The 25040-nt window shown below is 68.0% G+C and carries 23 protein-coding genes; 12 read left to right on the plus strand and 11 right to left on the minus strand.

The genetic code is table 11. From position 1 onward, the window contains the following. Positions 1 to 373: 373 nt before the first annotated feature. Both ACYVOK_RS00225 and ACYVOK_RS00230 read left to right on the plus strand, forming a co-directional pair. Positions 374 to 1843 carry a chitinase gene (locus ACYVOK_RS00225; RefSeq protein ID WP_460660134.1) on the plus strand — a complete coding sequence of 490 codons (1470 nt, stop codon included), beginning with the start codon at positions 374 to 376 and terminating at the stop codon, positions 1841 to 1843. Positions 1844 to 1856: 13 nt separating this feature from the next. Then, positions 1857 to 2777 (plus strand): TrmB family transcriptional regulator, encoded by a 921-nt coding sequence (locus ACYVOK_RS00230; RefSeq protein WP_460660135.1) that lies wholly within the window; start codon positions 1857 to 1859, stop codon positions 2775 to 2777. Here the strand turns inward: ACYVOK_RS00230 and ACYVOK_RS00235 are convergent. Together ACYVOK_RS00235 and ACYVOK_RS00240 are read right to left on the minus strand one after the other, a co-directional pair. Beyond that, entirely contained in the window at positions 2774 to 3223 is a 450-nt protein-coding gene (locus ACYVOK_RS00235; RefSeq protein ID WP_460660136.1) for an aminoacyl-tRNA deacylase, read from the minus strand. The genes ACYVOK_RS00230 and ACYVOK_RS00235 overlap by 4 nt on opposite strands. 4 nt (positions 3224 to 3227) lie before the next feature. Then, the gene (locus ACYVOK_RS00240) at positions 3228 to 4451 is read right to left on the minus strand and encodes an MFS transporter (RefSeq protein ID WP_460660137.1); all 1224 of its coding nucleotides are present in this window, start codon (positions 4449 to 4451) and stop codon (positions 3228 to 3230) included. A gap of 71 nt (positions 4452 to 4522) precedes the next feature. Between ACYVOK_RS00240 and ACYVOK_RS00245 the strand changes: the two genes are divergently transcribed. Together ACYVOK_RS00245 and ACYVOK_RS00250 are read left to right on the plus strand one after the other, a co-directional pair. Next, the gene (locus tag ACYVOK_RS00245; RefSeq protein ID WP_460660138.1) at positions 4523 to 5410 is read left to right on the plus strand and encodes a LysR family transcriptional regulator; all 888 of its coding nucleotides are present in this window, start codon (positions 4523 to 4525) and stop codon (positions 5408 to 5410) included. A 67-nt stretch (positions 5411 to 5477) separates the two neighbouring features. Then, on the plus strand, positions 5478 to 6236 hold the full coding sequence (locus ACYVOK_RS00250; protein ID WP_460660139.1) for an SGNH/GDSL hydrolase family protein: 759 nt from the start codon (positions 5478 to 5480) through the stop codon (positions 6234 to 6236). Between the two features lie 56 nt (positions 6237 to 6292). Here the strand turns inward: ACYVOK_RS00250 and ACYVOK_RS00255 are convergent, their stop codons facing one another. Further along, the gene (locus ACYVOK_RS00255; RefSeq protein ID WP_460660140.1) at positions 6293 to 7834 is read right to left on the minus strand and encodes a cellulose binding domain-containing protein; all 1542 of its coding nucleotides are present in this window, start codon (positions 7832 to 7834) and stop codon (positions 6293 to 6295) included. Between the two features lie 28 nt (positions 7835 to 7862). Then, positions 7863 to 9605 carry a glycosyl hydrolase family 18 protein gene (locus ACYVOK_RS00260; RefSeq protein ID WP_460660141.1) on the minus strand — a complete coding sequence of 581 codons (1743 nt, stop codon included), beginning with the start codon at positions 9603 to 9605 and terminating at the stop codon, positions 7863 to 7865. Positions 9606 to 9808: 203 nt separating this feature from the next. On the opposite strand from ACYVOK_RS00260, the gene ssd reads away from it, so the two are divergent. The 8 genes from ssd (at position 9809) to ACYVOK_RS00300 (ending at position 17182) form a co-directional block, all read left to right on the plus strand. Beyond that, positions 9809 to 10879 (plus strand): septum site-determining protein Ssd, encoded by a 1071-nt coding sequence (gene ssd / locus ACYVOK_RS00265; RefSeq protein ID WP_460660142.1) that lies wholly within the window; start codon positions 9809 to 9811, stop codon positions 10877 to 10879. 49 nt (positions 10880 to 10928) lie between these two features. Next, positions 10929 to 12086 (plus strand): TadA family conjugal transfer-associated ATPase, encoded by a 1158-nt coding sequence (locus ACYVOK_RS00270; RefSeq protein WP_460660143.1) that lies wholly within the window; start codon positions 10929 to 10931, stop codon positions 12084 to 12086. A 269-nt stretch (positions 12087 to 12355) separates the two neighbouring features. Then, positions 12356 to 12955, plus strand: a complete 600-nt coding sequence (locus ACYVOK_RS00275; protein ID WP_460660144.1) for a type II secretion system F family protein — start codon at positions 12356 to 12358, stop codon at positions 12953 to 12955. Between the two features lie 22 nt (positions 12956 to 12977). Next, positions 12978 to 13688: a type II secretion system F family protein gene (locus ACYVOK_RS00280; RefSeq protein WP_460660145.1), complete on the plus strand. Its 711-nt coding sequence runs from the start codon at positions 12978 to 12980 to the stop codon at positions 13686 to 13688. A 136-nt stretch (positions 13689 to 13824) separates the two neighbouring features. After that, on the plus strand, positions 13825 to 14091 hold the full coding sequence (locus ACYVOK_RS00285) for a DUF4244 domain-containing protein (protein WP_460660146.1): 267 nt from the start codon (positions 13825 to 13827) through the stop codon (positions 14089 to 14091). A 585-nt stretch (positions 14092 to 14676) separates the two neighbouring features. After that, positions 14677 to 15084, plus strand: a complete 408-nt coding sequence (locus ACYVOK_RS00290; RefSeq protein WP_460660147.1) for a TadE family type IV pilus minor pilin — start codon at positions 14677 to 14679, stop codon at positions 15082 to 15084. Between the two features lie 736 nt (positions 15085 to 15820). Beyond that, the gene (locus tag ACYVOK_RS00295; protein WP_460660148.1) at positions 15821 to 16333 is read left to right on the plus strand and encodes an Rv3654c family TadE-like protein; all 513 of its coding nucleotides are present in this window, start codon (positions 15821 to 15823) and stop codon (positions 16331 to 16333) included. Between the two features lie 228 nt (positions 16334 to 16561). Further along, the gene (locus ACYVOK_RS00300) at positions 16562 to 17182 is read left to right on the plus strand and encodes a response regulator (protein ID WP_460660149.1); all 621 of its coding nucleotides are present in this window, start codon (positions 16562 to 16564) and stop codon (positions 17180 to 17182) included. 111 nt (positions 17183 to 17293) lie between these two features. On the opposite strand, the gene ACYVOK_RS00305 is transcribed toward ACYVOK_RS00300, so the two are convergent. From ACYVOK_RS00305 to ACYVOK_RS00335, 7 genes are all read right to left on the minus strand, one after another. Further along, a complete protein-coding gene (locus ACYVOK_RS00305; protein WP_460660150.1) occupies positions 17294 to 18094 on the minus strand; it encodes a hypothetical protein in 801 nt (266 codons plus the stop codon). Between the two features lie 132 nt (positions 18095 to 18226). Continuing rightward, positions 18227 to 18634, minus strand: coding sequence for a hypothetical protein (locus tag ACYVOK_RS00310; RefSeq protein ID WP_460660151.1), 408 nt, complete (start codon positions 18632 to 18634; stop codon positions 18227 to 18229). A 476-nt stretch (positions 18635 to 19110) separates the two neighbouring features. After that, the gene (locus ACYVOK_RS00315) at positions 19111 to 20358 is read right to left on the minus strand and encodes a CehA/McbA family metallohydrolase (protein WP_460660152.1); all 1248 of its coding nucleotides are present in this window, start codon (positions 20356 to 20358) and stop codon (positions 19111 to 19113) included. Beyond that, positions 20358 to 21509 (minus strand): ABC transporter ATP-binding protein, encoded by a 1152-nt coding sequence (locus tag ACYVOK_RS00320; RefSeq protein WP_460660153.1) that lies wholly within the window; start codon positions 21507 to 21509, stop codon positions 20358 to 20360. The genes ACYVOK_RS00315 and ACYVOK_RS00320 overlap by 1 nt, the downstream gene beginning before the upstream one ends. Beyond that, positions 21509 to 22351, minus strand: a complete 843-nt coding sequence (locus ACYVOK_RS00325) for a carbohydrate ABC transporter permease (RefSeq protein WP_460660154.1) — start codon at positions 22349 to 22351, stop codon at positions 21509 to 21511. The genes ACYVOK_RS00320 and ACYVOK_RS00325 overlap by 1 nt, the downstream gene beginning before the upstream one ends. Then, positions 22348 to 23271 (minus strand): carbohydrate ABC transporter permease, encoded by a 924-nt coding sequence (locus ACYVOK_RS00330; protein ID WP_460660155.1) that lies wholly within the window; start codon positions 23269 to 23271, stop codon positions 22348 to 22350. The genes ACYVOK_RS00325 and ACYVOK_RS00330 overlap by 4 nt, the downstream gene beginning before the upstream one ends. After that, on the minus strand, positions 23271 to 24695 hold the full coding sequence (locus tag ACYVOK_RS00335) for an extracellular solute-binding protein (protein ID WP_460660156.1): 1425 nt from the start codon (positions 24693 to 24695) through the stop codon (positions 23271 to 23273). Before ACYVOK_RS00335 ends, ACYVOK_RS00330 begins: the two co-directional genes overlap by 1 nt. Positions 24696 to 25040: the final 345 nt, after the last annotated feature.

The raw sequence follows: 25040 nt of genomic DNA on the forward strand, positions 1-25040 counted from the left end.
GTCGGCCGGTATCCCGTTAGACTGGTGGGCAGTGTGACAGTGACACTGGCTGGAAACGCCTGGACGGGTGCTTCCGGCGCCTGGGCGACACGGTCTCGGTTGCAATCGAACCGAGATGTGTGAAGCCTGGTCTCGGGGGGTACATAACTCCCTGACAGTGGCAGACTGTCGCCTCCTGATCGGCCCCCGGCTCCTCCCCCCGAGCCCGTGGCCGAAGACGGCCCCCGGTCACCCCCCCGCCGGGGGCCGTCGCCTTTCCTCTTCCGGTTCCCCGCCAGCCAAATGTAAAAACTTTCAGTTTTGTGCGTGTGGGAGCGCTTTCACTTTATGTAGGCTCTTGACAATGTAGTTGCGCGGTCACAGTTTGTAGATCATGAAACCGCGTGCACTCCGCCCCCAGGCCGCGATCATCTCCGCCCTGACCACGCTTCTCGTCGCCCTCACGGGCCTGCTGCTGGTCCCCTCGACCGGATCCGCCGCCACCAATCTGGTCACGAACGGCACGTTCGAGACCGGCAACCTGTCCGGCTGGACATGTCCAGCCGGCTCCGCCACGACATCGGCCCGGACCGGGAGCTACGCGCTCCAGGGCACCCCGACCTCGTCCGACCACGCCCGCTGCACCCAATCGGTTCCGGTCAAGTCCAGTACGACGTACACCTTGTCCGCGTGGGTCAAAGGCTCCAACGTCTACCTGGGCTTCGAAGGCGGTACGTCGACCTGGAGCACCAGCACGACGTGGAACCAGTTGACGACCACCTTCACGACCAGTGCGTCGCAGAACCGGGTCACGATCTATCTGCACGGTTGGTACGGCCTGCCGCCGTACCAGGCCGATGACGTCGTACTGGACGGTCCCGGTGGTACGCCGGACCCGACCACGCCGCCGCCGACCACCCCGCCGACCACCCCGCCGACCACCCCGCCCACCACACCGCCTCCGACCAACGGCACTCTTCCCAAGCATGTGCTCACCGGCTACTGGCAGAACTTCGACAACGGCGCCACGGTCCAGCGGATCCGGGACGTGCAGGCGGCGTACGACCTGATCGCGGTCGCCTTCGCCGACGCAGACCCGGCGCGACCGGGTGGCATCACCTTCACCCTGGACTCCGCCGGGCTCGGCGGGTACACGGTCGCCGAGTTCAAGGCGGACATCGCGGGCAAGCAGGCGGCCGGCAAGAAGGTCATCCTGTCCGTCGGCGGCCAGAACGGCACGATCTCCGTCGGCAGCGCCCAGGCCGCGACCAACTTCGCCAACAGCGCGCTGACGGTGCTGCGCGAGTACGGCTTCGACGGGATCGACATCGACCTGGAGAACGGCGTCAACGCGCAGTACATGGGTCAGGCGCTGCGCAGCCTGCGCAGCCAGTTCGGCAGTGGCCTGATCATCACGATGGCGCCGCAGACGATCGACATGCAGAGTACGTCGTTCGAGTACTTCAAGCTCGCGCTGGCGATCAAGGACATCCTGACCATCGTCAACGTGCAGTACTACAACTCCGGCTCGATGAACGGCTGCGACGGCCAGGTGTACTCGCAGGGCTCGGTCGACTTCATCACCGCACAGGCCTGCATCATGCTGCAGAACGGCCTCCGTCCCGACCAGGTCGGGCTCGGCCTGCCGGCGTCGTCCCGAGCGGCCGGCAGCGGCTATGTCTCGCCGCAGATCGTCAACAACGCCCTGGACTGCCTGACCAGGGGCACGAACTGCGGCAACTACAAGCCGAGCACCCCATGGCCGTCACTGCGTGGCGCGATGACGTGGTCGACCAACTGGGACGCACTGAACGGCAACGCGTTCTCCAACCAGGTCGGCACCCACGTCCACTCCCTGCCCTGAACATGCCTTGAAGATGCACAGCTACCGACCGGCTCCGGTGCTGGAAGCGCTCGGTGTCTGCTCGGAGGACGAGCAGCTCTACCGGGTGCTTCTGGCCCGACCGGAGTCCACTGCGACCGACCTGTCACGTGACACCGGTTGGCCTGCCGCCCGTGTCGGCAGGCACCTCAAGTCATTGCTGTCGTTGGGGCTCATCTCCCGAACACCGGATCGTCCGGCCCGGTACGTGCCGGCGGTGCCGGAGGCTGCCATAGAGCTGCTGGCGTTGCGGAAGCAGGCGGCGATCGTGGAGGCCCGGCTCGGTGCTTCGGTCCTGACGACCGAGTTCCGCCGGCGTGATGCCGGACTGTTCACTGTCGTCCGCGGCGCCGAGGCGGTGGCCCAGCGGTTCTGCCAAGCGCAGCAGAGTGCCCGGGAGGAGGTCCTGGTCCTCGACCGGCCGCCGTACGTCGTGCTGCCGATCGAGCCGCGGCGTGCTCACGGGGTGTCCTACCGGACGATCTACGACCTGACGTCGCTGTCCGAGCCGAGTGACCTGGTGGCTGCCCGGTCTGCGGGTTGCCGGATCCTCCGCGACGTACCACTCAAGCTGGTCGTAGTCGATCGTCGTACGGCGTTGCTGCCGACCAGTCCGGATGTGGTCGTGGAGCTCGGGCCGTCGAATCTGCTGGACGCGCTGCTGCGGTTGTTCGAGCTGCTCTGGCGGCAGGCGAGCCCACTGTCGCCGACGTCGTCGGAGGGGCCGCTGAGCGGTGAGGACCAGCAGTTGCTCGCACTGGCGGCGGCAGGGCTCACGGACCAGGCGATCGCTCGGCGGCTCGGAGTGGCGCAGCGGACAGTCGAGCGGCGGATGCAGCGGATCCTGAAGGCATTGGACGCGACCACCCGCTTCCAAGCCGGCCTCCGCGCCGGTCAACGCGGCCTACTCGCCTAGTCCGTGACATCAGCCACCGTTGCGTTGAGGGCTTTGAACAGGTCGTCGGCGTTCACGGTGATGCCGACGCCGTGGTCGCCGCCGCCGATGGAGATGGTGCCGGTGATGCGTTCGTCCGCGATCACCGGCCAGGCGTGTGTGCTGCCGAGCGGTGTGATCGTGCCGCGCACGTACCCGGTCACCGCGAACGCGGTGTCCTTGTCCGGCATCGAGATCCGGTTCACGCCGAGCAGCGTGCGCAGCTTCGGCCAGGCGATCTCCCGGTCGCCGGGGACCAGGACGAAGCGGTAGTCGTCGTCGGACAACCGGACCACGATCGTCTTGATCAGACTGGCCGGTTCGATGCCCCGGGCGGCTGCGGCCTCCTCCAACGAGTTGACGCGTCCGTGCCTGGTCACCTCGTAGCTCAGGCCCAGCTGGTCGGCTGCCTCGATCGCTCTGGTCACCCGGCTAGTTTCGCACCTTGCTGGGAACGTTCTTGAGAAGTACCGCGAGCACGAGTGTGACCATGAACAGCACACCCGCCTCGAGCGCCACACCACTCCATCCACCGTGCGACCACGCTGCTCCGGCCAGACCGCCGAAGACGGACGAACCGAGGTAGTAGGAGAACAGATAGAGGCTGGCCGCCTGCCCGGTCCCACCACCGCCCGCGTGCGCCCTGACCGCGACCCAGCCGCTGGCGACACCGTGCACAGCGAAGAAGCCCGCTGTCATCACTGCAAGCCCGACGACGATGAGTGGCAGCGGAGCGGCCAGAGTGATCGCAACCCCGGCAAGTGTGACCAGACAGCCGACCGGCACGACGGTACGGCGGCCATACCGGTCAGCGAGCCACCCAGCCGTGGCCGAACCGGCCGACCCGAGCAGGTAGACAGTGAAGACCAGGCCGGCTGCCCCGGCACTCAGGTCGTACGGCGCCCCGGACAGCCGGAACACGGCTCCGTTGTAGACGGCGACGAACGCGCCCACCGCGGTGGCAGCTATCCCGTAGAGCGCCAGCAACGCCGGGTCTCGGAGTACTCGCCCTGTCTGGGTCAGGAGTCGTCGAGGGCTCGCTGGAGTCGGATGAAAGTTCTGCGACGCCGGGAGCAGCAGCCAGACAACCGCCGCGCACAGCACACCGACGAGTGCGATACCTCCGGACGCGACCCTCCAGCCGCCGAGATCCGCGAGCCCGCCTGCGATGAGGCGGCCCGCCATACCGCCGACCGCCGTACCGGCGATGTAGAGCCCGCTCGCCCGGGCGTGACTGTCCTGGTGAACCTCCTCCCGCAGATAGGCCATGGCGACCGCAGGCAGGCCTGCCATCGCGATGCCTTGGAGACCGCGGAGTGCGAGCAGCGTGTGCCAGGTCGGGGCCACTGCACAGAGCAGACCGATGCCGGACGTCGCGGCCACCGACCAGCGCATCAGCGTGGTGCGTCCGATCACCTCCGATGCCGGTCCTGCGATCAACAGGGCAACGCCGAGGCCGAAGGTGGCCATCGAGACTGTGAACGCACTCTGGCTGGGGGACACGTGGAACGCGTCGACGAGTTCGGGAAGCAGCGGCTGGGTGCTGTAGAGCAGTGCGAACGTCGCCAGGCCCGCCGCGAAAAGTGCGACCGACAGGCGGCGGTAGCCGGGGTCGCCTGGCCGGTAGCCGGGTTGAGCGGCGACGGAAGTGTGCATGTCTTCGACCGTGCCACGGGTAAGGCGATACGTAAAATGTCAATCTCGTCGGCAATCGATACGATTCTGGTATGCACTTCGAGGATCTGCGGTGGTTCGCCGTACTCGCGGAGACCGAGCACCTCACCGAGGCGGCCGCGGCGCTGGGCACCAGCCAGCCGAATCTGTCCCGCTCGTTGCGGCGGGTCGAGACCGCGTTCGGCGTCCGGCTCTTCGAGCGTGAGCACCGAGGGCTCCGGTTGAACCCGTACGGCCGGGTCGTGCTGGAGGCGGCCCGGGCAGGTACGGCGGCGGTCGACTCCGCCCGGCAGCGCATCGACGCGCTGCTCGACCCCGACTCTGGGACGGTCCGGCTCGGCTTCCTGCACTCGGTCGCGACCAGTCTGGTGCCGGACCTGCTGAAGGCGTTCCGCGGGGAGGCGCCGTCGATACGGTTCGCGCTGCGGCAGGAGCCGGCGCACGACATCGTCGAGGACTTGGAGCGTGGCGAGGCCGAGATCGGCATCACCGCTCCTCGACCGGACCCCGAGGTGTTCGGCTGGCATCTGCTCGAGCAACAGCGGTTGTGCCTGCACGTCCCGCCCGGGCATCCGCTGGCATCACGGCGCCGGGTGGAACTGGCGGCGGCCGCGGACGAGCCGTTCATCGGGCTGCGCCCCGGGTTCGACTTCCGGCGGATCAGTGAGGAGTTGTGTCGAGCGGCCGGGTTCACGCCGCAACTGGCGTTCGAGGCGACCGACCTCGCCACCATCGACAGCCTGGTCGGTGCCGGTCTCGGCGTCGCCGTACTGCCTTCCGGTGCGGTGCGCGGGAACCCCAGCGGAGCGGTGTCGATCCCACTCGCCGGGGTGCGAGCGCGCCGGGAGATCGGTATGGCGTGGCGGTTGCGGGCGCAGCTCACACCGGCCGCCGAGCGGTTCCGGACTTTCGTCCGGTCGCAACCGGTCAGGTCCACCTAGCCGGGTTGGTTCGGTTCTGATGGTGTCGACTTGCAGTGAGAGGGCTTTCCACCGCACAGTTTCCTCCGTGAGGAAGCGTCTCAGTTCGATCCGCCCGAGCCGGCGCCTGCTGTTCACAGCGGGGACGGCCGCCGCGGCGTCGACCGTCGCGTCGGCCGCAACGGCCTCCGCCGGATCCGTGGGCGAACTGGCGTCGACCGGTGCGTACGGCTCCGGCACGTTGGGTGCGTGGGAGCGTCAGGCCCGCGCGATCTCGAGCGAGGCGCAGATCCGCAAGGCGCGGGAGAACGACGGCGTCTACATGTTCGGCGACAGCATCGGCGTCCAGGACGGCCCGGCACTGGCCAAGCAACTGGCCGCCCACGGCATCACCATGGCCGTGCACAACTGGGCCGGCCGTCCGGTCACCCCGGCCGTCGACGCGCTGGACACCTGGGCGCAGGACTACGGCCTGCCGCACCGGATCCTGATGTCGGTCGGTTCCAACGACATCTTCACACCGCCGGCGGTCGCCGCCCAGGTCGAGCGGACGATGCAGATCGTCGGCCCGGAGCGCACGGTCTTCTGGGTGAACATCCAGGCGGCCCGGACCGCGCACGGACCCGCCGTCCAGGTCTCCGACCAGCGCAACAGCGCCTGGATCAACCTGCAGCTGGCCGAGGCGCAACGCCGGCACGAGAACCTGCGCATCATCCACTGGGCCGAGCACCTCGCCGCCCAGCCGAACCGCCTGTCCCGGTATCTGCGCGACGGCCTGCACCCGTCGGTCCCGCTCGGTCAGAACGCCCGGAACGCTCTCATCGTCCAGGCCCTGAAGTCGGGCTGAGCCTTCGGGAGGGCGACGTACGGGCGGTTGCCCGCACGTCGCCGTACCGGATCGTTCTAGAAGCCGGCTGTTATCCGGGTGAACTCCCAGTCGGGCTGGGCGATGCCGGAGCAGTGGGAGACCACCCCGCCGCCGGCGCAGCCGCGGTCACGGTTCACCGACCAGAACGCCAGCCGGCTCAGGCCGTTGGACTTGGCCCAGTTGGTGATGTTCTGCCAGGTGGCCGTCGTGGTCAGCTCCTGCTGGTCCGACAGACCGTTCATGCCCGAGATGCCCTGGTGGGCGTAGGCCTGCGCGGTCGTCCAGCCGAACGTCGCCTTCAGCTTGTTGTTCAGGCCCACGGACGCGTTGACCGTGTCCTGGTAGATGTTCGAGCTGCCGAAGTCGAACGGCATCAGCGTGAAGACATCGATGTTCGCGCCGAGGGCCGCGGACCGTTCGATCAGCCGGTTGCCCCAGTAGTTCGGGCCGCTGGTCGTCGTACCGAAGGTGAGGATCGTCTGGATGCCGGGGTTGTTCTGCTTGACGATCTTCAGCGCGTTGAGGATCCGGTCCTGGACCACCTCGTTCTCGAACTCGTCGCTGTTCTCGATGTCGACGTCGATCGCCTTCAGGTTGTAGGCGTTGATCACCTGCTGGTACGCCCCGGCCAGCGCCTCCGGGGTACTGCAGTTCGGGCCGAGCTTGTTCCCGCTCCAGCCGCCGATCGACGGCACGATGTCGCCGCCGGCCGCACGGATCTGTGCGATCGCATTGGCGTCCGCACTGCCCTGCAGCGGCCTGCTGCCGTCCCAGGCCGGGTTGCAGCTGCCGGACGACAGGATGAAGGCCATGGTGAACCACTTGATGCCAGTCGCATTCATGACGGTCGCCGGACTGGGCGGGTTGCCCCAGCCCATGTAGAGGTACGGCGCCGCCCGCCGGGTGCCGGGGTTGCTGCCACCGTTGGACGTCGTCACCGAGAAGGTGCTGCTCTTCGGTCCTTCACCCGCGCTGTTGGACGCACTGACCTGGTAGTTGTACGTCGTGTTCGCGGCAAGACCGGAGTCCGTGTACGACGTACCAGTCGGGGAGCCGACCTTCGTGCCGTTGCGGTAGACGTTGTAGCTCGTTGCACCGCTTGGCGCGGACCAGGTGAGGCTCACCGACGACGAAGTCGCCGTACCGGACAGACCGGTTGGGGCGCCGGGTGGTGTGCCGCCACCGCCGCCGGAGCAGGAGCCTCCGTTCAGCCGGCAAGCTGCGAGACCGGGGAAGTTGCCCGGGGAGCCGTTGAAACCGAATGTGAAAGTGGCACCGGGTGCGAGAGGTCCAGCCCAGCCGGGCGGGGTGAAGGTGTGCGTCTGGCCGCTGCTGCTCCTGGTCGCGTCCCACGAACTGCTGATCGTGTAGCCGGACGGGAAGTCGAGTGCGACCGACCACGTGCTCACTGAGCTCGTGGTGCCGTTGGTGACGGTGACCTTGCCCTCGAACCCGCTGCCCCAGTCGGACACCTTGGTGAAGGTTGCGGTCACTCCTGCCGCGTTGGCTGCTGGGGCTGTCAGCAGGGTGAGGACTACTGCGGTGACAGCTGCTAATGCCATCGTGATGCGTTTCATGATGCTCCGATCAGTGGGCGGTACGTGATCAGACCCGGCCCCAGAGTGCGGGGACGTTCGGCGGCTCCCAGCCGGTCAGGGAGGTGTGACCCTGGATGCACTTGTAGGTGAGGCCGTTGTAGCTCACCAGCGCACCGGTCGCGTACGCCGTGTTCGGCGCCCACGGAGTGGCCGTCGGGGGCGTCGTCGGCGTCGTTGTCGGCGTCGGGGTGGGAGTAGGCGTGGGGGTGGGTGTCGGAGTAGGCGTGGGTGTTGGGGTCGGGTTTGGTGTCGGGCTTGGCGTCGGAGTCGGGCCGCTGCAGCCTGGTGTCTGGGCGTCGACCGCGTTCACCACGTGGTTGAAAAGGGTGACGTTCGGGTCGAGTGCCTCGAGGGAGTACATCATCGCGCCGGCCAGACCGTTGCAGTGCTGGTAGTCCGCCTTGGCCTTGATCGACTGGGCGTTGTCACCGGTCCAGAAGGTCCCGTTGCGGTAGAACCACGTCGCCTTGGTGGTGTCGTCGAAGTACGTCGCCGACGGGTCGTCCACGAAGCCGACGAGTTCCTTGTAGAAGGAGACTCCTGGCACGTTCCCGCTCATCGCATGGCCGTCGGCAGGCCCGGTAGCCGGCTGGTACTTGCCGTTCGACGTACTCGGAACGCCCTTCCAACCCCTGTAGTAGAAGGGATATCCGATGGTCAGTTTGTTCGCCGGGAAGCCGCCGGGGATGCCGTACGCCGGGTCGCCGGTGGTCCATGCCTTGACGGCTCCGTCGATCGAGTACTTGGCCGAGCCGGGCGGGATCGGCGTACTCGGGTCGTTCGGCGCCTGGTAGAGCGGGTCCTGGAAGTTCGTCGGCCCGGTGGCCTCCCAGCCGCCGTGCATGTCGTACGTCATCACGTTGTTGTAGTCGAGGTACCGGCCGATCTTGTCGGTCTCGATCGTGGCGATCTTGTCCTGCCCGGCCGGCGTAGCGGCGGTTAGGTAGTAGCGCTTGCCAATCTGGTTGCCGTAGGCATCGAGCTGGGCGCGGAACTCGGCGAGGAGCAGGGTGAAGTTCTGCTTGTCGGCCGGGCTCCAGTGGTTGCCGACGTGGCCGTTCGGCGAGCCCGGGTACTCCCAGTCGATGTCGATGCCGTCGAAGATGCCGGCCGCCGTACCGGGACCGCCGAAGCCGTCGATGACCGGCAGGTCGCCCTTGAGGAACATGTTCACGCAGGAACTGACGAACCTCTTGCGCTTGGCGTCGGTGGAAGCGGCGTCGGAGAAGTACTTCGAGTACGTCCAGCCGCCGATGGAGATCAGGATCTTCAGGTTCGGGTAGCGGGCCTTGAGCTTCTTCAACTGGTTGAAGTTGCCCTGGATCGGCTGGTTCCAGACGTCGCCGACCCCGTCGACGCTGATGTCCGCGCCGTACGACTTGCCGTAGTCGGCGAAGGCGTCGCCGGCGCCGTCACCCGCGTTCGGGTTGTTCTCGTCCTGCGAGGCGGCCTTGTTCGCCATGAAGCAGGTGTGGTCGGTCGGGTGGATGTTGGCGAACGCGTAGTTGAGGAAGTCGAGCTTGCCGGCGATGCCGGTGGTGGCCAGGTTCTTCGGGTAGAACGCGTTGGCGTAGATGCCCCACTGGGTGAAGTACGCCGTCTTCACACCACCGCTCGTGGTGGCCGCGGCGGTGGGGGTATCAGCCGCCGACGGTGGCGCCTCAGGGGCGGCCAGTGAGACACCGGCGGCGGTGACGAGAGCGGCGGCGGTGACGGTGGCGGTCGCGGCGAGCATGCGTAGTCGACTCATGGGTGGTCCTCCGGAGCTGGGACGGAAGCGGTCCGGTGAAATTTAGTTAAAGACGCTTCGAAAGGAACCGTAACCCTTCCCGGCGGGTTGGTCGCGGCCTCGGGCTGGCGGATTCCCGCTGCTGGCGGAAATCCGACAACGGCTTTGTCCACAGGGATCCGGCGTCCGGTCCGCGGACGGGCCGGCGACGGCATCTTCTAGGCATGGACATCTCATCGCATTCGGTGCTGTTGGCAACTACTGACGAGGTGCTGCTCGACGACCTGCTCCGGCTTGCCGCGGCGGCGTCGATCACACCGCTGGTCGAGCACGACCTACTCGGCCTCCGCCGTAACTGGCATGCGGGTTCGCTGGTCGTCGTCGGCCACGACCTGGCCGAGTCGCTCGCCCGCACCCAGCCGATCCGGCGGTCGGGCGTCGTCGTGGCCGGTTTCCGGGACGGCGACGACCTGTATCGCTGCGCGTTCGACATCGGCGCGGAGTCGGTGTTCCGGTTACCCACGGATGAATCGGCGTTGGGCGACAAGCTGGCCGATGCGTTGGACGGCGGGGTCAGGACGGCTCTGACGCTGGCGTTCGTCGGCGGCTGCGGGGGAGCAGGTGCGACCACCCTGGCGGCGGCTGTCGCGGTGTTCGGGAACCGGCGCGGCTTCCGGACGATGCTGATCGACGGCGACCCGCTCGGCGGCGGTATCGAGCTCGCGCTGGGCATCGAACACGACGTGGGTGATCGCTGGCCGAAGCTGCTCAACGCCTCCGGTCGGGTGAGCGCGGCCGCGCTGCGGTCGGCCCTGCCGTCGGTGAACGGGTTGTCGGTGCTGTCGTGGGACCGGTCGGATGTGACGGTCCTGCCGCCGGAGACGATGAGTTCGGTGCTGAGTGCCGCGCAGCGCAGTAGCGATCTGGTGGTCGTCGATCTGCCGCGGCGGGCCGATCCGGCGGTGGAGGAGGGTTTCGTCCGGGCCGGCGCGACGCTGCTCGTCGTACCGTGTGACGTCAGATCGGTCGCCGCGGCCAATCGGCTCGTCGGTCCGCTGCGTGATGTCGCCGGCGACCTCCGCGTGGTGGCGCGCGAACCCCGGACCAACGGCCTCTCCGCCGCCGACGTCGCCTCCCACCTGTCATTGCCATTAGCAACGAAGCTCGGCCACGAGCGCGATCTCGCCGCCGCAATGGACCAGGGCCACTTCGACCCGCGCCCCCGCGGCCCCCTCGGCCGCGCCGCCTCCGACCTCCTCGACCTCTTCGGCCTCTACACCTCGGCCGCCGCATGACCCCCGATCCCGACCCACCCCACACCGGCTCTCATCGATCAGGAATGGCATGAACGTCTCGAGCGCCCTCATCGACCGGGTCCGCGGCACCCTCGCGGTCACCGGAGCCGAGCCGACCCCCGCCCGCGTCGCCGCCGCCCTGCGCGCAGATGGTGGCGTGTACGGCGACTCCATCGTGCTCGCCGTGGTCGCAGCGCTCAGACGCGAAGCCTTGGGAGCAGGCCCACTCGACGGCCTGCTGTCCGAGCCGGGCATCACCGACATCCTGGTCAACGGCCCCGACGAGGTCTACGTCGACCGCGGTTCCGGCCTCGAACGCGTCCTGATCCGCACCGGCGACGAGGCCGCCATCCGACGACTCGCCACCCGGCTGGCAGCAGCCGCCGGCCGCCGCCTCGACGACGCCACGCCGTACGTCGACGTCCGCCTCCCCGACGGCACCCGCTTCCACGCGGTACTCGCCCCCGTCGCCGCTCCGGGCACATGCCTTTCGCTAAGAGTCCCTTCTCGCAAAGTCTTCACCCTCGACGACCTCGTCGCCGCCGGCGCACTGCCACCAGCAGGTACGGCGATCCTGCGCGACCTGGTCAATGCGCGAGTGGCGTTCCTGATCAGCGGCGGCACAGGAACCGGCAAGACAACCCTGCTCAACTCATTGCTGTCGCTGGTGAGTCCCTCGGAGCGGCTAGTCCTGGTCGAGGACGCCAGCGAACTCCGCCCGGATCATCCGCACGTCGTCCGACTGGAGGCGCGACCACCGAACGTCGAGGGCACCGGCGAGATCAGCTTGCGCGACCTCGTCCGTCAGGCTCTGCGAATGCGCCCCGACCGCCTGGTCGTCGGTGAGGTGCGAGGAGCCGAGGTCGTCGACCTGCTGAGTGCCTTGAACACCGGTCATGAAGGCGGTTGCGGCACGATCCACGCCAACTCGGCAGCCGACGTACCGGCCCGCCTCGAGGCCCTCGGCGCTCTCGCCGGCCTCTCACGCGACGCCGTTCACAGCCAAGCGGCGTCAGCGCTCCACGCCGTCGTACACCTCAGCCGAACCCCTGACGGCACACGCCGCATCTCCGAGATCCACACCCTGGACCGCCTCCCTACCGGCTCCTTGACAACCCAGCCAGCCGTCGAGTTCCAGCCGAATGGGCACATCAACCTCCTCCCCCCATCCCACCGCTTCACCAACCTCTTGGCAGGTGCCGCATGACACCGGACCTGATCGCGTGCGTCCTCGCGTTGACCACCGTGCTCCTGCTTCTACCCGCCCGCGGCCGAGGTTTCCACCGCCTGGCTGCCCAAGCGGCACCTCCTGCCCGCTCTGGATTCTCCGATCGCTCTCCTCGCCTACCTAACCGCTGGTCTCGCCGACCTAACCGCTCGTCTCGCCTAGCTCACGGCTCGGCCCGCCTAGCTCACCGCTGGCTGCTCGCCCCTCTCGCCTTGCTCACCGCAGTGATCTTCGGGATGCAGGTCTTGATGTCCGCCCTTGCTCTGGCCGTCATAACAGCGCTGGTGCTCACCCAACGAGCCCAACACCGCCGCCATGCCGCCGCCAGAGCCACGCGCACGCAGGTCATCGAAGCACTCGACATCCTCGCCGCCGACCTCACCGCGGGCCGTCCACCCATCGACGCATTGGAGGGTGCCGCAGGCATCTACCCCGACTTCCAGGTCGCCCACGCCGCTGCCAAGCTCGGCGGCGACGTTCCAGGTGCCCTTGAGATATCAGCAGAATCCCCTGGCGCCCAAGGCCTCCGAGCACTCGCAGCCGCTTGGCGCGTAGCCGAAGAGTCCGGAGCCGCATTCGCCGCCCTCACCGAACGCCTGGCCGACTCCCTCCGCGCCGATGAAGCCATCCACCGCCAAACGGCAGCCAGTCTCGCCGGCGCCCGCTCGACAGCCCGCATCCTGGCCCTACTACCGGTGTTCGGCGTCGCGCTCGGCTACTCCCTCGGAGCCGACCCCCTGACCTTCCTCACCGCTACCCCCACCGGCTGGCTCTGCCTGACAGCCGGTCTGTCCCTGACCACACTCGGCCTCCACTGGACGAGCCGCCTAGCGGAGACCCACCCATGACTGTTGCTGTGGAGGTCTACCTATGACCGTCGCATTAGCCGCGGTTGCTGTAGCGATCTCGTCGTACTTGGTCATCCCAGCTCATCCGGACCTGCGCCGCCTCTCGCCAAGTCCCCGCCGCCAACGCCCACGCACACCGCGTCTTCACCGCCTAGCAGCAATCGCCGCCGCCCTCGGTCTCCTATTCCTCATCGGCTTCCCATGGGGCGTTCCACTCGCCGCCGCGGCCATCTACGTCATCCCACGAGCCCTGGCCCGCCTCGAACCAGCCGCCGCCAGACGACGAGCAGCACAGATCACCCGCGATCTTCCCCTGGCCGTGGACCTGCTCGCCGCCTGCCTCCGAGCCGGACGTCCGCCACAACATTCGCTCATCACCGTCGCCACAGCCGTCCGAGGTCCTCTCGCCGACCTCTTCACCGAGGTCGCCCACCACCTGGCACTGGGCACGGATCCTGTGGACGCGTGGTCACGTCTCCGCTCCGAACCGACCTGTGCACCCTTCGCCAGAGCCATCGACCGCTCGATCCGCTCCGGTGCACCGCTCTCGAAAACACTCGAGCATCTGGCCGACGACACCCGCCAGGCGCACCACCACGCCGCGGATCAGGAAGCCCGCGCGATCGAATCCCGTACGGCGCTCCCGCTCGGTCTCTGCTTCCTCCCGGCGTTCGTCCTCCTGTCCATCGTTCCCACCATCGCCGACGCCTTGATCCCGTACCTCTCTCGCTAATGGATGCTATGGGCAACAAACCTGATCACGCGAAGTTGTCCCCAGGTTCGAAACTCCTTCAAGAAAAGGGCTCCGGCGACGGCACCTTGTCAGTGAGTGGTCCGGACGAGCCGGGCCGCAGATCGGGAGGTATCAGATGTCCAAGGCGCTGGTGGCAGTCAACCACCGTCTCCGCACCCGCTCCACCCGCGGAACCCTTCGTACTCACTCCATCCTTCGAGCTCTCCGCAACCGCTCTGAGCGCGGCGCGGCGACCGCGGAGTACGCAGTGAGTGTCGTCGCAGTCTGCGGCCTCGGCGGCATCCTCGTCGCCCTGCTGAAGTCCGACGCCATGATGAACGCCCTCAAGGCCCTCATCAACTACGCCCTCCAACTAGCCGGCGTAGAAGGCGTCCAGCTGTAACCCCAGGTCGGTCGCGGGCCCCTCAACCCGCGACCGACCCACCCACCCCCAAGGAGCCTCAATGCCCACCCAACTTCCAACCCGCGACCTCAAGACCCACTCCAAGACCCCACGCAGCCGAACGCCGCCACCCACCACGCGCAGCACGCCGCCACGACAACCCACCACCGCGCAACAAAGACGCACCGCAGCCCGACGATCGGATCGCTGCGCCACAAAGACGGAGTACCGCGCGACGACAACGGAGTACGGCGGGACGACAACGAGGTACGGCGGGACGACAACGAAGTACGGCGGGACGACAACCGACCATCGCGCAACAAAGACGCATCGCCGCACGACGAAACGCATCGCTGCGCCACGAGGACGGAGTACGGCGGGACAACGGAGAACGTGCGACGGAGGCGGATCGCTGCGCGACGAGTACGGAGTGTGGCGCGAAGAGGACGGAGTACGGCGGGACAACGGAGAACGTGCGACGGAGGACGATCGCTACGTGATGAGGACGGAACACGTCGCAATGAGGACGGAGTACGGCGCGGGACGAGGTTGGAGTGCGGCGGGACGACGGTGGAGTTCTGCGCGATGACCGCCGATCGTTGCAGGACGAAGACGGACGGCGGCGGGAAGACGGAGCGCGGGGCGATCACTGCCGAGGTAGCAATGGCTCTGCCGGTTCTGCTAACCCTGCTCTTCCTAGGCATCTGGCTGATCGGCGTCGTCACCACCAACATCCGCTGCATCGACGCCGCCAGAGACGTAGCCCGCGCAGTAGCCCGCGGCGAATCCCCCGAAACAGCCCAAGACCTAGGCCGCCGCACAGCCCCCGCCAACGCAACCATCACCATCACTCGCACCCCCACCGACATCGAGGTCACAGTCACCGCCACCCCAAACCACAACGCACCCCTCCTTTCCCTCCTCCCCACGACCCCCATCACCGCCAAAGCCACCCTCCAACCCGAACCCACCACCCAGGCCCCACCCTCATAACCCACCCACCCCAACCCCTGCGCCCCCCAGTCGCACCACCGCCCACTCGCCACCCGCACCGTGGCTCGATCGTGGTCGCACCCCACGGCCCGCTCACCGCCGCGACTCCGGCGCCACCCAGGCGCTCCCGGCCCACCCACCATCCATGCCGTGGCCCGACCCGTGGACGCACACCCATAGCCCACTCACCACACTGACTCCGCCGTCACCAGGCGCACCCCCGTCCCATTGACCATCCGTGCTGCGGCCCGACGGCGGACCCACCCATGCCCTAGTCACCACTCATGCCTTGGCCGTGGGCCCTGCCCTTGGCGCCCCCATGGCCCACTCGCCACACAGGCCGGCGCCACCCCGGTCGACTCATCATCCGCGCCGTCGCCCGACCCTGGACGGAACCCTCACGGCACACTCACCACATCGGTCTCGGCGTCACCCAGGGGGTACCCCGGCCCCCCTCACCGCCCGTGCGGGTCCTGCCCGGACGCAGCCCCATTTACCCACTCATCACCGGTTTCTCGGGGCCTATCCAAGACCCACCCACCACCCAGCAAGCACCCACGCACCCCGCCGCGGGTCCTCCCCATTACCCACCCCACCACGCAGGACGCACCTACCCATGCAGCCCGGCGGCACCCATGACACAAACGCACCCCCGGCCCGGCGCAACCCGTGACGCACACGCATCCACTCAGCACGGCGCCCCCATGACGCACGCACCCCACTCAGGACGGACCCCATGACGCATTCGCTACCCCGACCCCGGTCTCGACACGCCGTCCCGACGCCCAAGGTGCTCCAGAATCACAAGCCGCTCGACAGCCCACCGGCTGGCCGCTCAGTTCTTTGCCCTGCCCGTCGGCGTACCTGTGCTGCGGCACGAAGCCGCCCTCATCCGTCACCCCGAGGTGTGCGTTCCGAACGGGGCAGCGGGACCCTTCTGACCCTCTTTGTCGGCCTGGTGCTGGCAACTGCTCTGGCCGCCGCGACTCTCTGGTCAGCTGTCTCCGTTGCCCGCCACAAGCTCACCGCCGCCGCCGACCTAGCAGCGCTCAGCGCGGCTCACTCCCTCAACTCCGACCCCACCACCGCCTGTGCCACCGCAGCACGAATAGCCGCCCTCCACGACGCCACTCTCACCACCTGCAAGGTGACCTCTGACGCAGTAACCGTCCAACTCAGCACCCAACTCCACCTCGCCAACCTCGCCCACCCGACCCTCACCACAACCTCCCGAGCCGGCCCCGCTTAGCCACCCGCACCGCCCCGCCTCCGACAGCACGCACACGGATGACGACGTGGATCCACTGACGAGTGGTGGAGGGGTTCTGGAGCGGTCGCGATCTGGTCGCAATCTGGTAGAGATGCCGCGTTGATCTGGACGAGGCGCGGGAGAGGACTCCATGATCTGGAACCGAAGTCCTGCCCATCCACCCGGACGCACTTCCCCGGCGCCCGGACGGTTATCTCGGAGGCCCGTTTGCCCGACCGCATCCGGCTGTTGCTGGTCGACGACCAGATCCTCAGTCGTGGCGTCCTCAGAAGCGGTCTGGAACGCGAACGCGACCTGGAGATCGTTGCCGAGCTCAACCGTTCGGACGATGTGGTGGGTGCCGCGAAACGTCACCGTGCGAACGTCGCCCTGCTCGACGCCGCCGGGCCGGGGAACGACAGCATCAGAGTCACCACGAAGCTGCGGACGTCCATGCCGGAGTGCCGCGTCGTCATGCTCACGACGTACGGTCGTCCGGTGCAGGTACGACGCGGTCTCGAGGCCGGCGCCAAAGGCATCGCGCTCAAGGGCAGCCCCGCTCCGCAGTTGGCAGACGCCGTACGACGAGTGCACCTCGGACTGCGGGTGGTCGACGCCAACCTGGCGGCCGAGAACCTCAAGTACTCCGAGACGCCGCTCGACGAGGACGAGACCGACACTCTGCGCGCGGCCCGCGACGGCGGGTCGGTCGCCCTGATGGCGCGCAAGCTCGAGGTCTCCGAACGCGTCGTTCGCACCCGTCTCTGGTCCGCGATCGGCAAGACCGGCGCCCGCACCCGCTCCGACGCCATCCAAATAGCCGAACGCAACGGCTGGCTCCTCGACTGACCCACCAACCCCACGTCGGATCCAGCTCCCGATCAAGAAACCGAACCCCCTAGTCCATCGCTCAGCGGGAGGCCGGGCGGTCAGGATCTTCGGCGGTGTCGTGCGGAGTCGTCATCGGGTGCGACGGCGCCTGCGGCCAATGAGGTAGCCGATGCCACTGGCTGCGCCGAGGACTGCGCAGAGGGCGGACAGGCCAGCCCAGAACGGCGCATCGGTGCGTCCGGCTTCGACGGTCCAGACGGCCCGGGCGCGCGCTGGTCGGTTCACTGCGTATTCCACAGGAATGGTGTCGCCCACTTTGATCATGCGGTCGCCGGTGTCCGCGTCGATCTCTAGCTGGTTGGACGAGCCGTCGACTGTGTATCGCACGATGACGGTGCCCGAACCCTTCTCGAGGAGCCCAGGCTCATGGAAAGTGACGACCACCCCATCGATGAGTGCCGTTGGTTCGGACCACGGCCGAGACATCTGCCAGGCATCCACAGAGATCGCGCCGAAAATCACCGTCACGACGGCGAAGAAGCCGACCAGGGACCCAGGAACAAGCGCCTCGCCCCGACGCCGCCAACCGGCGACCGATCCAGCGGCGTGCCGTCCGGATGGTTGCCCGCCGTACGCCTCAGCTGGCGTGACGCCGCGCACCCACAGCACGCCGAGCACTACAAGTGACATCGCGAACCAGCCCATCAGCGCGACAACCGCAATCACGATCCCGGTGTCAACTGCCGGCGACAGCGGCTGCGCTGTCGCGAAGGCGATCAACGCACCGATGCCGGCACCCACGGCACCGGCGGCGGCCAGTGCGACCAGAACCAGCACCGACACCAGCCCGGGACTGGAATCCGCCAGCTCGTAGAACCCGGCAGGTCCTCGCAGAAAGGCCCACTGCAGGACCGAACGGAGACGCGACATGGGGACATTGTGAAGGTCTCGCCGAGGCCATCCGCTGACCTCCGGATCCCGATCGCGAGCGGGCTGCCTTCCGCGACTGGAGAGGCTCAGCGCCTGCTGGAGCAAGGCAGGCTCACGCCGCTCAGCAAGGTGCTAGTCGAGTTGGTCGAGGAGCCAGCTGGGGCCTGTGGAGGTGGCGCCGGTGGGTTCTGTGCGGGCGCGCAGGCCTCGGTCGGCGGTGACTACGGTGACTTCGGGGTTGGAATCGCGGGCGGCCGACTGGGCGGTGATCGCGGCGATGGTGTCGTCGCCGGAGCCGTCGGCGAGGACCACCTGGAGGGAGCCGACGTCCGGCGCCTCAGGGCCGGAGACGGCTCCGCGGGCGGCGCCTTCGAGGACGACGATGATGTCGGTCGTCTCCGCCAGTCGTTCCTGGAGTGCAGCGAGTCGCAGCAGCAGGCGGCGAGCGGCCCCGGCTCGATCACGCCACCATCCATCCGGCCGCGACCCGATCACGTTCGCCGCATCCACCACGATCACCTGAGCTCGTCCGCCCGTCATCAGCCCAGTCTGCCCCGTCCCCAACCATTCCCACCGGAGGCATCGCCCGCGCCTATCCCCGCCGGGGTGTCAACGACGGCCGTCCTCGCCGCAGGCTTCGTGCTTGACCATCGCCACGGGGTGTTGTCCGCGGCTGTCCCCGTCGGAGTGTCAACGACGGTCGTCCTCGCCGCAGGCTTCGTGCTTGACCATCGCTACGGGGTGTTGTCCGCGGCTGTCCCCGTCGGGGGTATGTCCGCGCATATCCCCGCCGGATGTCGAGCACGACCATTGTCACCGCAGGCTTCGTGCCTGACCCCCGTCGCGGGGGTGTCGTCCTCGGCTGTCTCCGGCGGGGTGTTGACGATGACCGTCCTCGCCGCGGGGCAGCGGTGGGCGACCATCGTCACGGGGGTGTCCGCGAGCATCCCGACGGGGCGGCGTCGACGACTAGGCCCGGCAGGGCGGGAGGTACGCGGGGCGGTGCGGTACGGGGGTTAGTTGCAGAGGGAGAGGAATTGGCCGGTGTGGGTTAGTAAGACGTGAGGGCCTGGGGTGGTGGGGAGGGAGTGGTGGGTGGTGGGGACTGGGTGGCGGGTGCCGTCGGGGGAGATGACGAGGGTGTTGGGGGCGTCCAGGGCGATCAGCTCGTCGCCGGTGCGGACGAGGACGGGTGCGGTGTAGGAGGTGGAGATGGCGGTGCGGCCGGCGGCCAGGCCGTCCAGGACTGCGGTGGCGAGTTCGTCGGGGCCTTCGGCGGAGGCGTCGACGGCTACCCAGGTGGTCGGCGTACCGGGTGGGGTGAGGGACGAGGGGGTGTGCCAGTCGCTGCCGCCGATGGGTGTCGTGCTGGTCAGGCCCCAGGCTTGCCACCAGGCGATGGGGCCGCCCCAGGTGTGGTCGAGCCAGCTGGAGTGCCAGATCTCGGCGAGCGGGGGGTGTTCCGGCAGAGGTTGACGCCAGGCGCAGTCGCCGCCGAGCGGGTGGTTGATCGACAAGAGTCCGCCGCGCTGCGCGACTTCAGAGACCCAGGTGGCGGCGGGACGGCGGAAGTCGATCGCTCCGATGTCGCCGAACGCGTTCGCGTGCCCTGAGTCGGTCGTCACCTCCTGCCCGGGGATCAGCCCGATGCCGAACCTCTTCCCGACCGAAGGCAACTCGACGTGATGCGCGACCGTGTTGTGGTCGGTGACAGCCAGCACATCCAGTCCGGCCACGACACCGAGCGCTGCGAGGTTGGCGACCGGTGTGGAGCCGTCGGAGTGCAGTGAGTGCGCGTGGAAGTCGCCAGCCACCCACTTCAGCCCAGGAGCAGCCGGCAGCGTGCGCCGCGGAGGCCGAGGAGGTACGGCGATCGCAGCGCCCGCGTCGGCGTACTCCGCCAGACCCGGCACCGCGTCCACCGGACCGGTGACAGCCTCGACGACAAGCTCGACACCCTCCACCGGCAGGCGATGCAGGCCGATCACCACCGACCAGGTGCCCGGCTCGAGGTCACCCGCCAGGTATCCGGGAGTCGCGGCGGTCGGGGTGATGGCAAACGTACGACGTGCACCACCAGACCACCCGCGCCAGCCGGCAGCACCCTCGCAGCCGATGTCGATCACGGCACCGTCGACAGGTGGGACGGTGAGTATGACGAGCAGGCCGGGACAGTTGACCGGGATGTCGACCGGGAGCGAGTGCCAGACCGATTCGGCGCGGTCGTCGAGGGTCCAGCGGCGTCGGTACGACGTGACGGCCATCAGCCGACTGCAGCCGGTTGCCGAGAGAGCAGGTCGCCCGACTCCCGGTCGTACAGGAGGACCCGCGACGCCGGCGCCGTGAGGACAGCCGTCGTGCCGGGCTTCGGCTCGTACTCCTCGGGCACGGTCACCCCGATCAGCGTCCCGTCACAATCCACACTCACGAGCGACTGCGTTCCGAGGTTCTCCGCCACGACAACCTCGCCGCGCAGGCACGGTCCGGTGACATCGCCGGTGGCGAGGGTCAGGTACTCAGGCCGGATCCCCACAGTCACTTCTGCACCGACGGGCGCCGAGCCGGTTGCTGCGGGCAACGAGCCTCCTGCGACGGAGACAGTCCCGGCAGGACCTGCGTCAGGACGCGAGCCGTTCGGTCCCCCTGGTCCAGAGTCGTCGCTCGCCGTGGAGGTGACGGTGCCTGGGAGGAGGTTCATCGGCGTGGAGCCGATGAAGTTGGCTACGAACGTGTTGGCGGGGCGGGCGAAGACCTCGCGGGGCGAGCCGAGTTGGCGGAGTTTGCCGGACTCCATGACGGCGATGCGGTCCGCGAGGGCGAGCGCCTCGGCCTGGTCGTGGGTGACGAAGACCGTGGTGATGCCCAGGTCCCGCTGGAGCTTCTTCAGGAACGTACGCGCCTCGAGGCGCAACCGCGCGTCCAGGTTGGACAGTGGCTCGTCGAGCAGCAGCACCTTGCCCTCCGACGCGATTGCCCGGGCAAGGGCGACCCGTTGCTGCTGACCACCCGACAGTTGGCCGGGCTTGCGCTCCAGCAAACCTTGCAACGACAGCTCACCGGCGGTCCGTTCCGCTGTCGCCGTACGGGTCGACACCGGAACCCGCCGGACCTTCAGCGGATAGGTGATGTTCTCGGACACGTTCATGTGCGGGAACAAGGCGTAGTCCTGGAAGACCATCGCCACTCCGCGCTTGCCCGGTTCGGTCCGGGTCACGTCCGCGGCGTCGATCCGGATGGTGCCCTCGCTCGCCTGTTCCAGGCCCGCGATCGTCCGCAGCAGCGTGGTCTTGCCGCACCCGGACGGGCCGAGCAGGGCGAAGAACTCGCCGTCCTCGACGTGCAGGTCCAGCCCGTCGACGGCGCGGACGCCGTTCGGGTAGACGGTCGCGAGACCTTCGATGTCGATGCCCGCCATCAGCTCTTGATCCCTCCGTGGAAGCGGAACCCGTACCGCGAGTTCACCAGCAGGTACAGCACGACGACCGGGATCGAGAACAGCAGCGAGAAGACCGGGATCACCGAGAGGTTGGCGCTGCCGCCCTCGTCGGTGAAGGTCTGCAGCAGCACCGCGCCGGGTTGCAGCTCGATCGACCGGATGAGCAGGAAGGGCACCAGGAAGTTGCCCCAGGAGTTCACGAACGCCCAGACCATGATGGTGGCCAGGCCGGGCCGGGCCACCGGCAGTACGACGTCGCGCAGGATCTGGCCCGTGGACGCGCCGAACACGCGGGCCGACTCCTCGTACGACTTCGGCACCGCGTCGACGAAGTCCTTCAGGATGAAGATTGCCGCTGGCAACAAGCCGCCGGTCATCACCAGCGCGACCCCGAACCGGGAGTCGATCAGCCCGAGCTGGAACATCATCACGAAGATGGGCACCATCGCCGCGGTCCCGGTGACGACCGACGACAGCAGCAACAGCCCGTACAGCAGCGCGTCGCGCCCGGGGAGCCGGACCCGCGACAGCGCGTAGCTGGCCAGCGCGGCGAACGCGGTCACCGCCACCGCGGTGGTCACGCAGATGACGAGCGAGTTCACCATCGACTGCATCGCGTACGGGTGGTCGAGCGTCTTGCGGACGTTGGCGAGCGTCCAGTCCGGCCACTGCACGCCGAGGCCGGGCGTGGCGTCGAACGGAGCCGACGCGACCCAGAGCATGGGAACCGCGAAGAACAGCGTGATCGCGCAGATCAGGACGTAGAAGCCGATCCGCCGTACGACGAAGGCCGGGGTCGCCGGCAACGAACTGCGACTCACGAGCGCCTCCTCAGCAGCCGGAGGTAGATCAGCGAGACCAGCAGGTTCGCGATCAGCAGCAGGAACGAGATGGCCGAGGAGTAGCCGAGCTCACCGCCCTGCAGGGCGACGTTGTAGATGTAGACCGGCACGGTCTCGGACTCGTGGTTCGGCCCGCCCTTGGTGAGCAGGAACGGCGAGAAGTCGTTCGCCGTCCACAGCGAGATCAGCAACGTGTTGGTGAGCACGTGACCCCGGATGTGCGGGAACACCACGTCCCGCAGCGTCTGCCACCCCGACGCCCCGACCATCCGCGCCGACTCGAGTTGTGACGGTGGGACGGCCTGCAGGGCGGAGGAATAGAGCATCATCGAGAACGCCGTACCGCGCCAGGTGTTGAACACCACCAGGCACGCCATCGGGTAGTCGATCAGCCACGCGGTGCCCGGCGTACCGAGGATGCCGTTGAGCGTGCCGCCGTCGCGGTCGAAGAACGCGACCCACAGGTACGCGACGACCGTCGATGGCAGGATCCAGGCGAGCAGGACGAGTCCTTCGACGGTACGGCGTACGGCGGGACGCGTACGCCGCATCACCCAGGCGAGGGTGAAGCCGAGGATGTTCTGGCCGATGATCGCCGAACCCAGGACGAACAGCAGCGTCAGCCACAGGGCGTTGTGGAAGAGCGCGTCGTTCAGCGCCTTGGTGTAGTTGGACAGTCCGACGACCGACGGCGACACCGCCTCGACACCGGTCAGCCGGTAGTTGGTGATTCCGATGTAGATGGTCCAGAGCGCCGGGAAGACCAGGAACGCGCCGATGAGCAGCAGGGCCGGCGCGACGAAGCCGAAGGCCCGGCCGACACCGAGCCCCGCGACATCGCGTGCCGGCCCACGGTCCCGGACCGGTTTGCCCGACACGGGTGCGGAAGCGGAAGTCATCAGTTGCTGGTGACCTTGTCCTTGCCGCCGGCCGCCGTCTCGACGGCCTTCTGGTACGCCGTCGCCGCGGCCTCGGTGGACTTGCCGCCGACCACGTCCGCGGTCGCCTGCTGCAGAGCGGCCGAGATCTTCGGGTACTCCGCCAGGCCCGGCCGGTACTGCGTGATCGGCAGCACCTTGGAGGCGACGAAGTTCAGCATCGGGTCACTGGCCAGCACCTCGCTGTTGACGTCGGAGCGCTGAGTGATCTTGGCCGCGCCGTCCAGGGACGCCTTCACCATCTCGGCGGAGTTCATGAACTGCAGCAGTTCCCAGGCCTGCTGCGGGAACTTCGTGTTCGGGTTGATCACGGTCGCGCCGCCGCCGGACATCGAGACGAAGTCCTGGCCCTTGACTCCGGCGCCCGGCTTGGTCGCCGGGATCAGCGCGTAGCCGACGGCGGTGTCGCGGTCGGCCATCTTGGCCACGCCCTCCTTCGGCTCCACCACGCTGCGCCAGAAGTAGTCGCCCTCCAGCAGGATGCCGATCTTGTTCGCGGCGAACTGGGCGAACGACTTGTCCCGGCCCTTGGCCTCGCGCTGCAGCACCGGGTCACCAAGACCGGTGCTGTAGATCTGCTTGTAGAAGTCGAGCACCTGGCGCAGTTGCGGGGTGTCACCCAGCCACTTGCCGTCGGCGTTCACGGTCGCGCCGGTGCCCACCAGGAGCGGCAGCACGCCCTGCATCGTGGTCGCCTCGCCCATCGCCGTACCGGCGTTGATCTGGATCGGGGTGACCCCGGGCAGCTTCTTCAGCGCCTGGCCGGCGGAGATGATGTCGTCCCACGAGGTCGGCTGCCAGTCGGCCGGCAGTCCGGCCTGCTGGAACAGCTTCTTGTTGAAGTACAGCACCCGGCCGTCGGTCCCGCCCGGTACGCCGTACCGCTTGCCCTCGAAGCTGCCGAGTTGCTGCACCGCCTCCGGGATCTGCTTCCAGCCGTCCCAGTCGTCCACCTTGCTGGTGTCGCCGACGGTGTCGGTGAGCGGCTTGATGTAGCCGGCCTGGGCGAACTCGCCGACCCAGATGCCGTCGATCTGGATCAGGTCCGGGCCGGACTTGTTCGACAGGTCCAGTGACAGCTTCTGCTTGTAGACCTCGTCGTCGGAGCCGTCGCCCTGGAACTTGACCGTGACGTCGACGCCCTTGCCCTTCTGCTCGGCGACGAACTTCGGGATCAGCACGTCCTCGATGAAGGTGGCGCCGGCGCTGCTCTTGCCGCCCTTGACGGCGTTCGAGCCGATCGTCAGCTCCACCGTCTTGGCGTCGGCGTTGCGGTTCGCGTCCTGGTCGCCGCCGCCGGCGTCGGACGAGCCCAGGCAGCCGGTGAGCAGCGCGAGGGCCGCGGCCCCGAGTACTGCGGACGAGTACAGCCTCAGTGATCGCATCAGGGGTCTCCTTGCCAGGTCGGTGCAGCGAGTGCCGGTCAAAGATTGGCACTCCTTGGCGACTATGTGAAGACTTTTACCCGACCCCAGGAGAAACGTTGTCAACCCGGTCCCGGATGCCACCGGCAACCGCTTCGTGGCCGCGGGCAACGTCGTACGGCGTCGCCGGTCCGAAAGCCCAGGTACGCCGGGGGATTTCGAGCCTGCGCGTGGTTATCGGTAAAGCAGGGTCGGAGTCAAATCGGGGTCAGGCGGGACGCGTTGCGAACGGGTTAAAGAGTGCTCAAGGTTGTGTGGCAACTGGTAACTGACTAGATACATAACGTGACAACAGACGGTAGCGTC

Source organism: Kribbella swartbergensis (assembly GCF_054784135.1).

Excerpts from the sequence above, each read along its gene's own strand:
- ACYVOK_RS00225 (WP_460660134.1), top strand. The coding sequence starts at position 374 with ATGAAACCGCGTGCACTCCGCCCCCAGGCCGCGATCATCTCCGCCCTG.
- ACYVOK_RS00230 (WP_460660135.1), top strand. The coding sequence starts at position 1,857 with ATGCACAGCTACCGACCGGCTCCGGTGCTGGAAGCGCTCGGTGTCTGC.
- ACYVOK_RS00240 (WP_460660137.1), bottom strand. The coding sequence starts at position 4,451 with ATGCACACTTCCGTCGCCGCTCAACCCGGCTACCGGCCAGGCGACCCC.
- ACYVOK_RS00245 (WP_460660138.1), top strand. The coding sequence starts at position 4,523 with ATGCACTTCGAGGATCTGCGGTGGTTCGCCGTACTCGCGGAGACCGAG.
- ACYVOK_RS00255 (WP_460660140.1), bottom strand. The coding sequence starts at position 7,834 with ATGAAACGCATCACGATGGCATTAGCAGCTGTCACCGCAGTAGTCCTC.
- ACYVOK_RS00260 (WP_460660141.1), bottom strand. The coding sequence starts at position 9,605 with ATGAGTCGACTACGCATGCTCGCCGCGACCGCCACCGTCACCGCCGCC.
- ssd (WP_460660142.1), top strand. The coding sequence starts at position 9,809 with ATGGACATCTCATCGCATTCGGTGCTGTTGGCAACTACTGACGAGGTG.
- ACYVOK_RS00270 (WP_460660143.1), top strand. The coding sequence starts at position 10,929 with ATGAACGTCTCGAGCGCCCTCATCGACCGGGTCCGCGGCACCCTCGCG.
- ACYVOK_RS00275 (WP_460660144.1), top strand. The coding sequence starts at position 12,356 with ATGTCCGCCCTTGCTCTGGCCGTCATAACAGCGCTGGTGCTCACCCAA.
- ACYVOK_RS00280 (WP_460660145.1), top strand. The coding sequence starts at position 12,978 with ATGACCGTCGCATTAGCCGCGGTTGCTGTAGCGATCTCGTCGTACTTG.
- ACYVOK_RS00285 (WP_460660146.1), top strand. The coding sequence starts at position 13,825 with ATGTCCAAGGCGCTGGTGGCAGTCAACCACCGTCTCCGCACCCGCTCC.
- ACYVOK_RS00290 (WP_460660147.1), top strand. The coding sequence starts at position 14,677 with ATGACCGCCGATCGTTGCAGGACGAAGACGGACGGCGGCGGGAAGACG.
- ACYVOK_RS00295 (WP_460660148.1), top strand. The coding sequence starts at position 15,821 with ATGACGCATTCGCTACCCCGACCCCGGTCTCGACACGCCGTCCCGACG.
- ACYVOK_RS00305 (WP_460660150.1), bottom strand. The coding sequence starts at position 18,094 with ATGTCGCGTCTCCGTTCGGTCCTGCAGTGGGCCTTTCTGCGAGGACCT.
- ACYVOK_RS00310 (WP_460660151.1), bottom strand. The coding sequence starts at position 18,634 with ATGACGGGCGGACGAGCTCAGGTGATCGTGGTGGATGCGGCGAACGTG.
- ACYVOK_RS00315 (WP_460660152.1), bottom strand. The coding sequence starts at position 20,358 with ATGGCCGTCACGTCGTACCGACGCCGCTGGACCCTCGACGACCGCGCC.
- ACYVOK_RS00320 (WP_460660153.1), bottom strand. The coding sequence starts at position 21,509 with ATGGCGGGCATCGACATCGAAGGTCTCGCGACCGTCTACCCGAACGGC.
- ACYVOK_RS00330 (WP_460660155.1), bottom strand. The coding sequence starts at position 23,271 with ATGACTTCCGCTTCCGCACCCGTGTCGGGCAAACCGGTCCGGGACCGT.
- ACYVOK_RS00335 (WP_460660156.1), bottom strand. The coding sequence starts at position 24,695 with ATGCGATCACTGAGGCTGTACTCGTCCGCAGTACTCGGGGCCGCGGCC.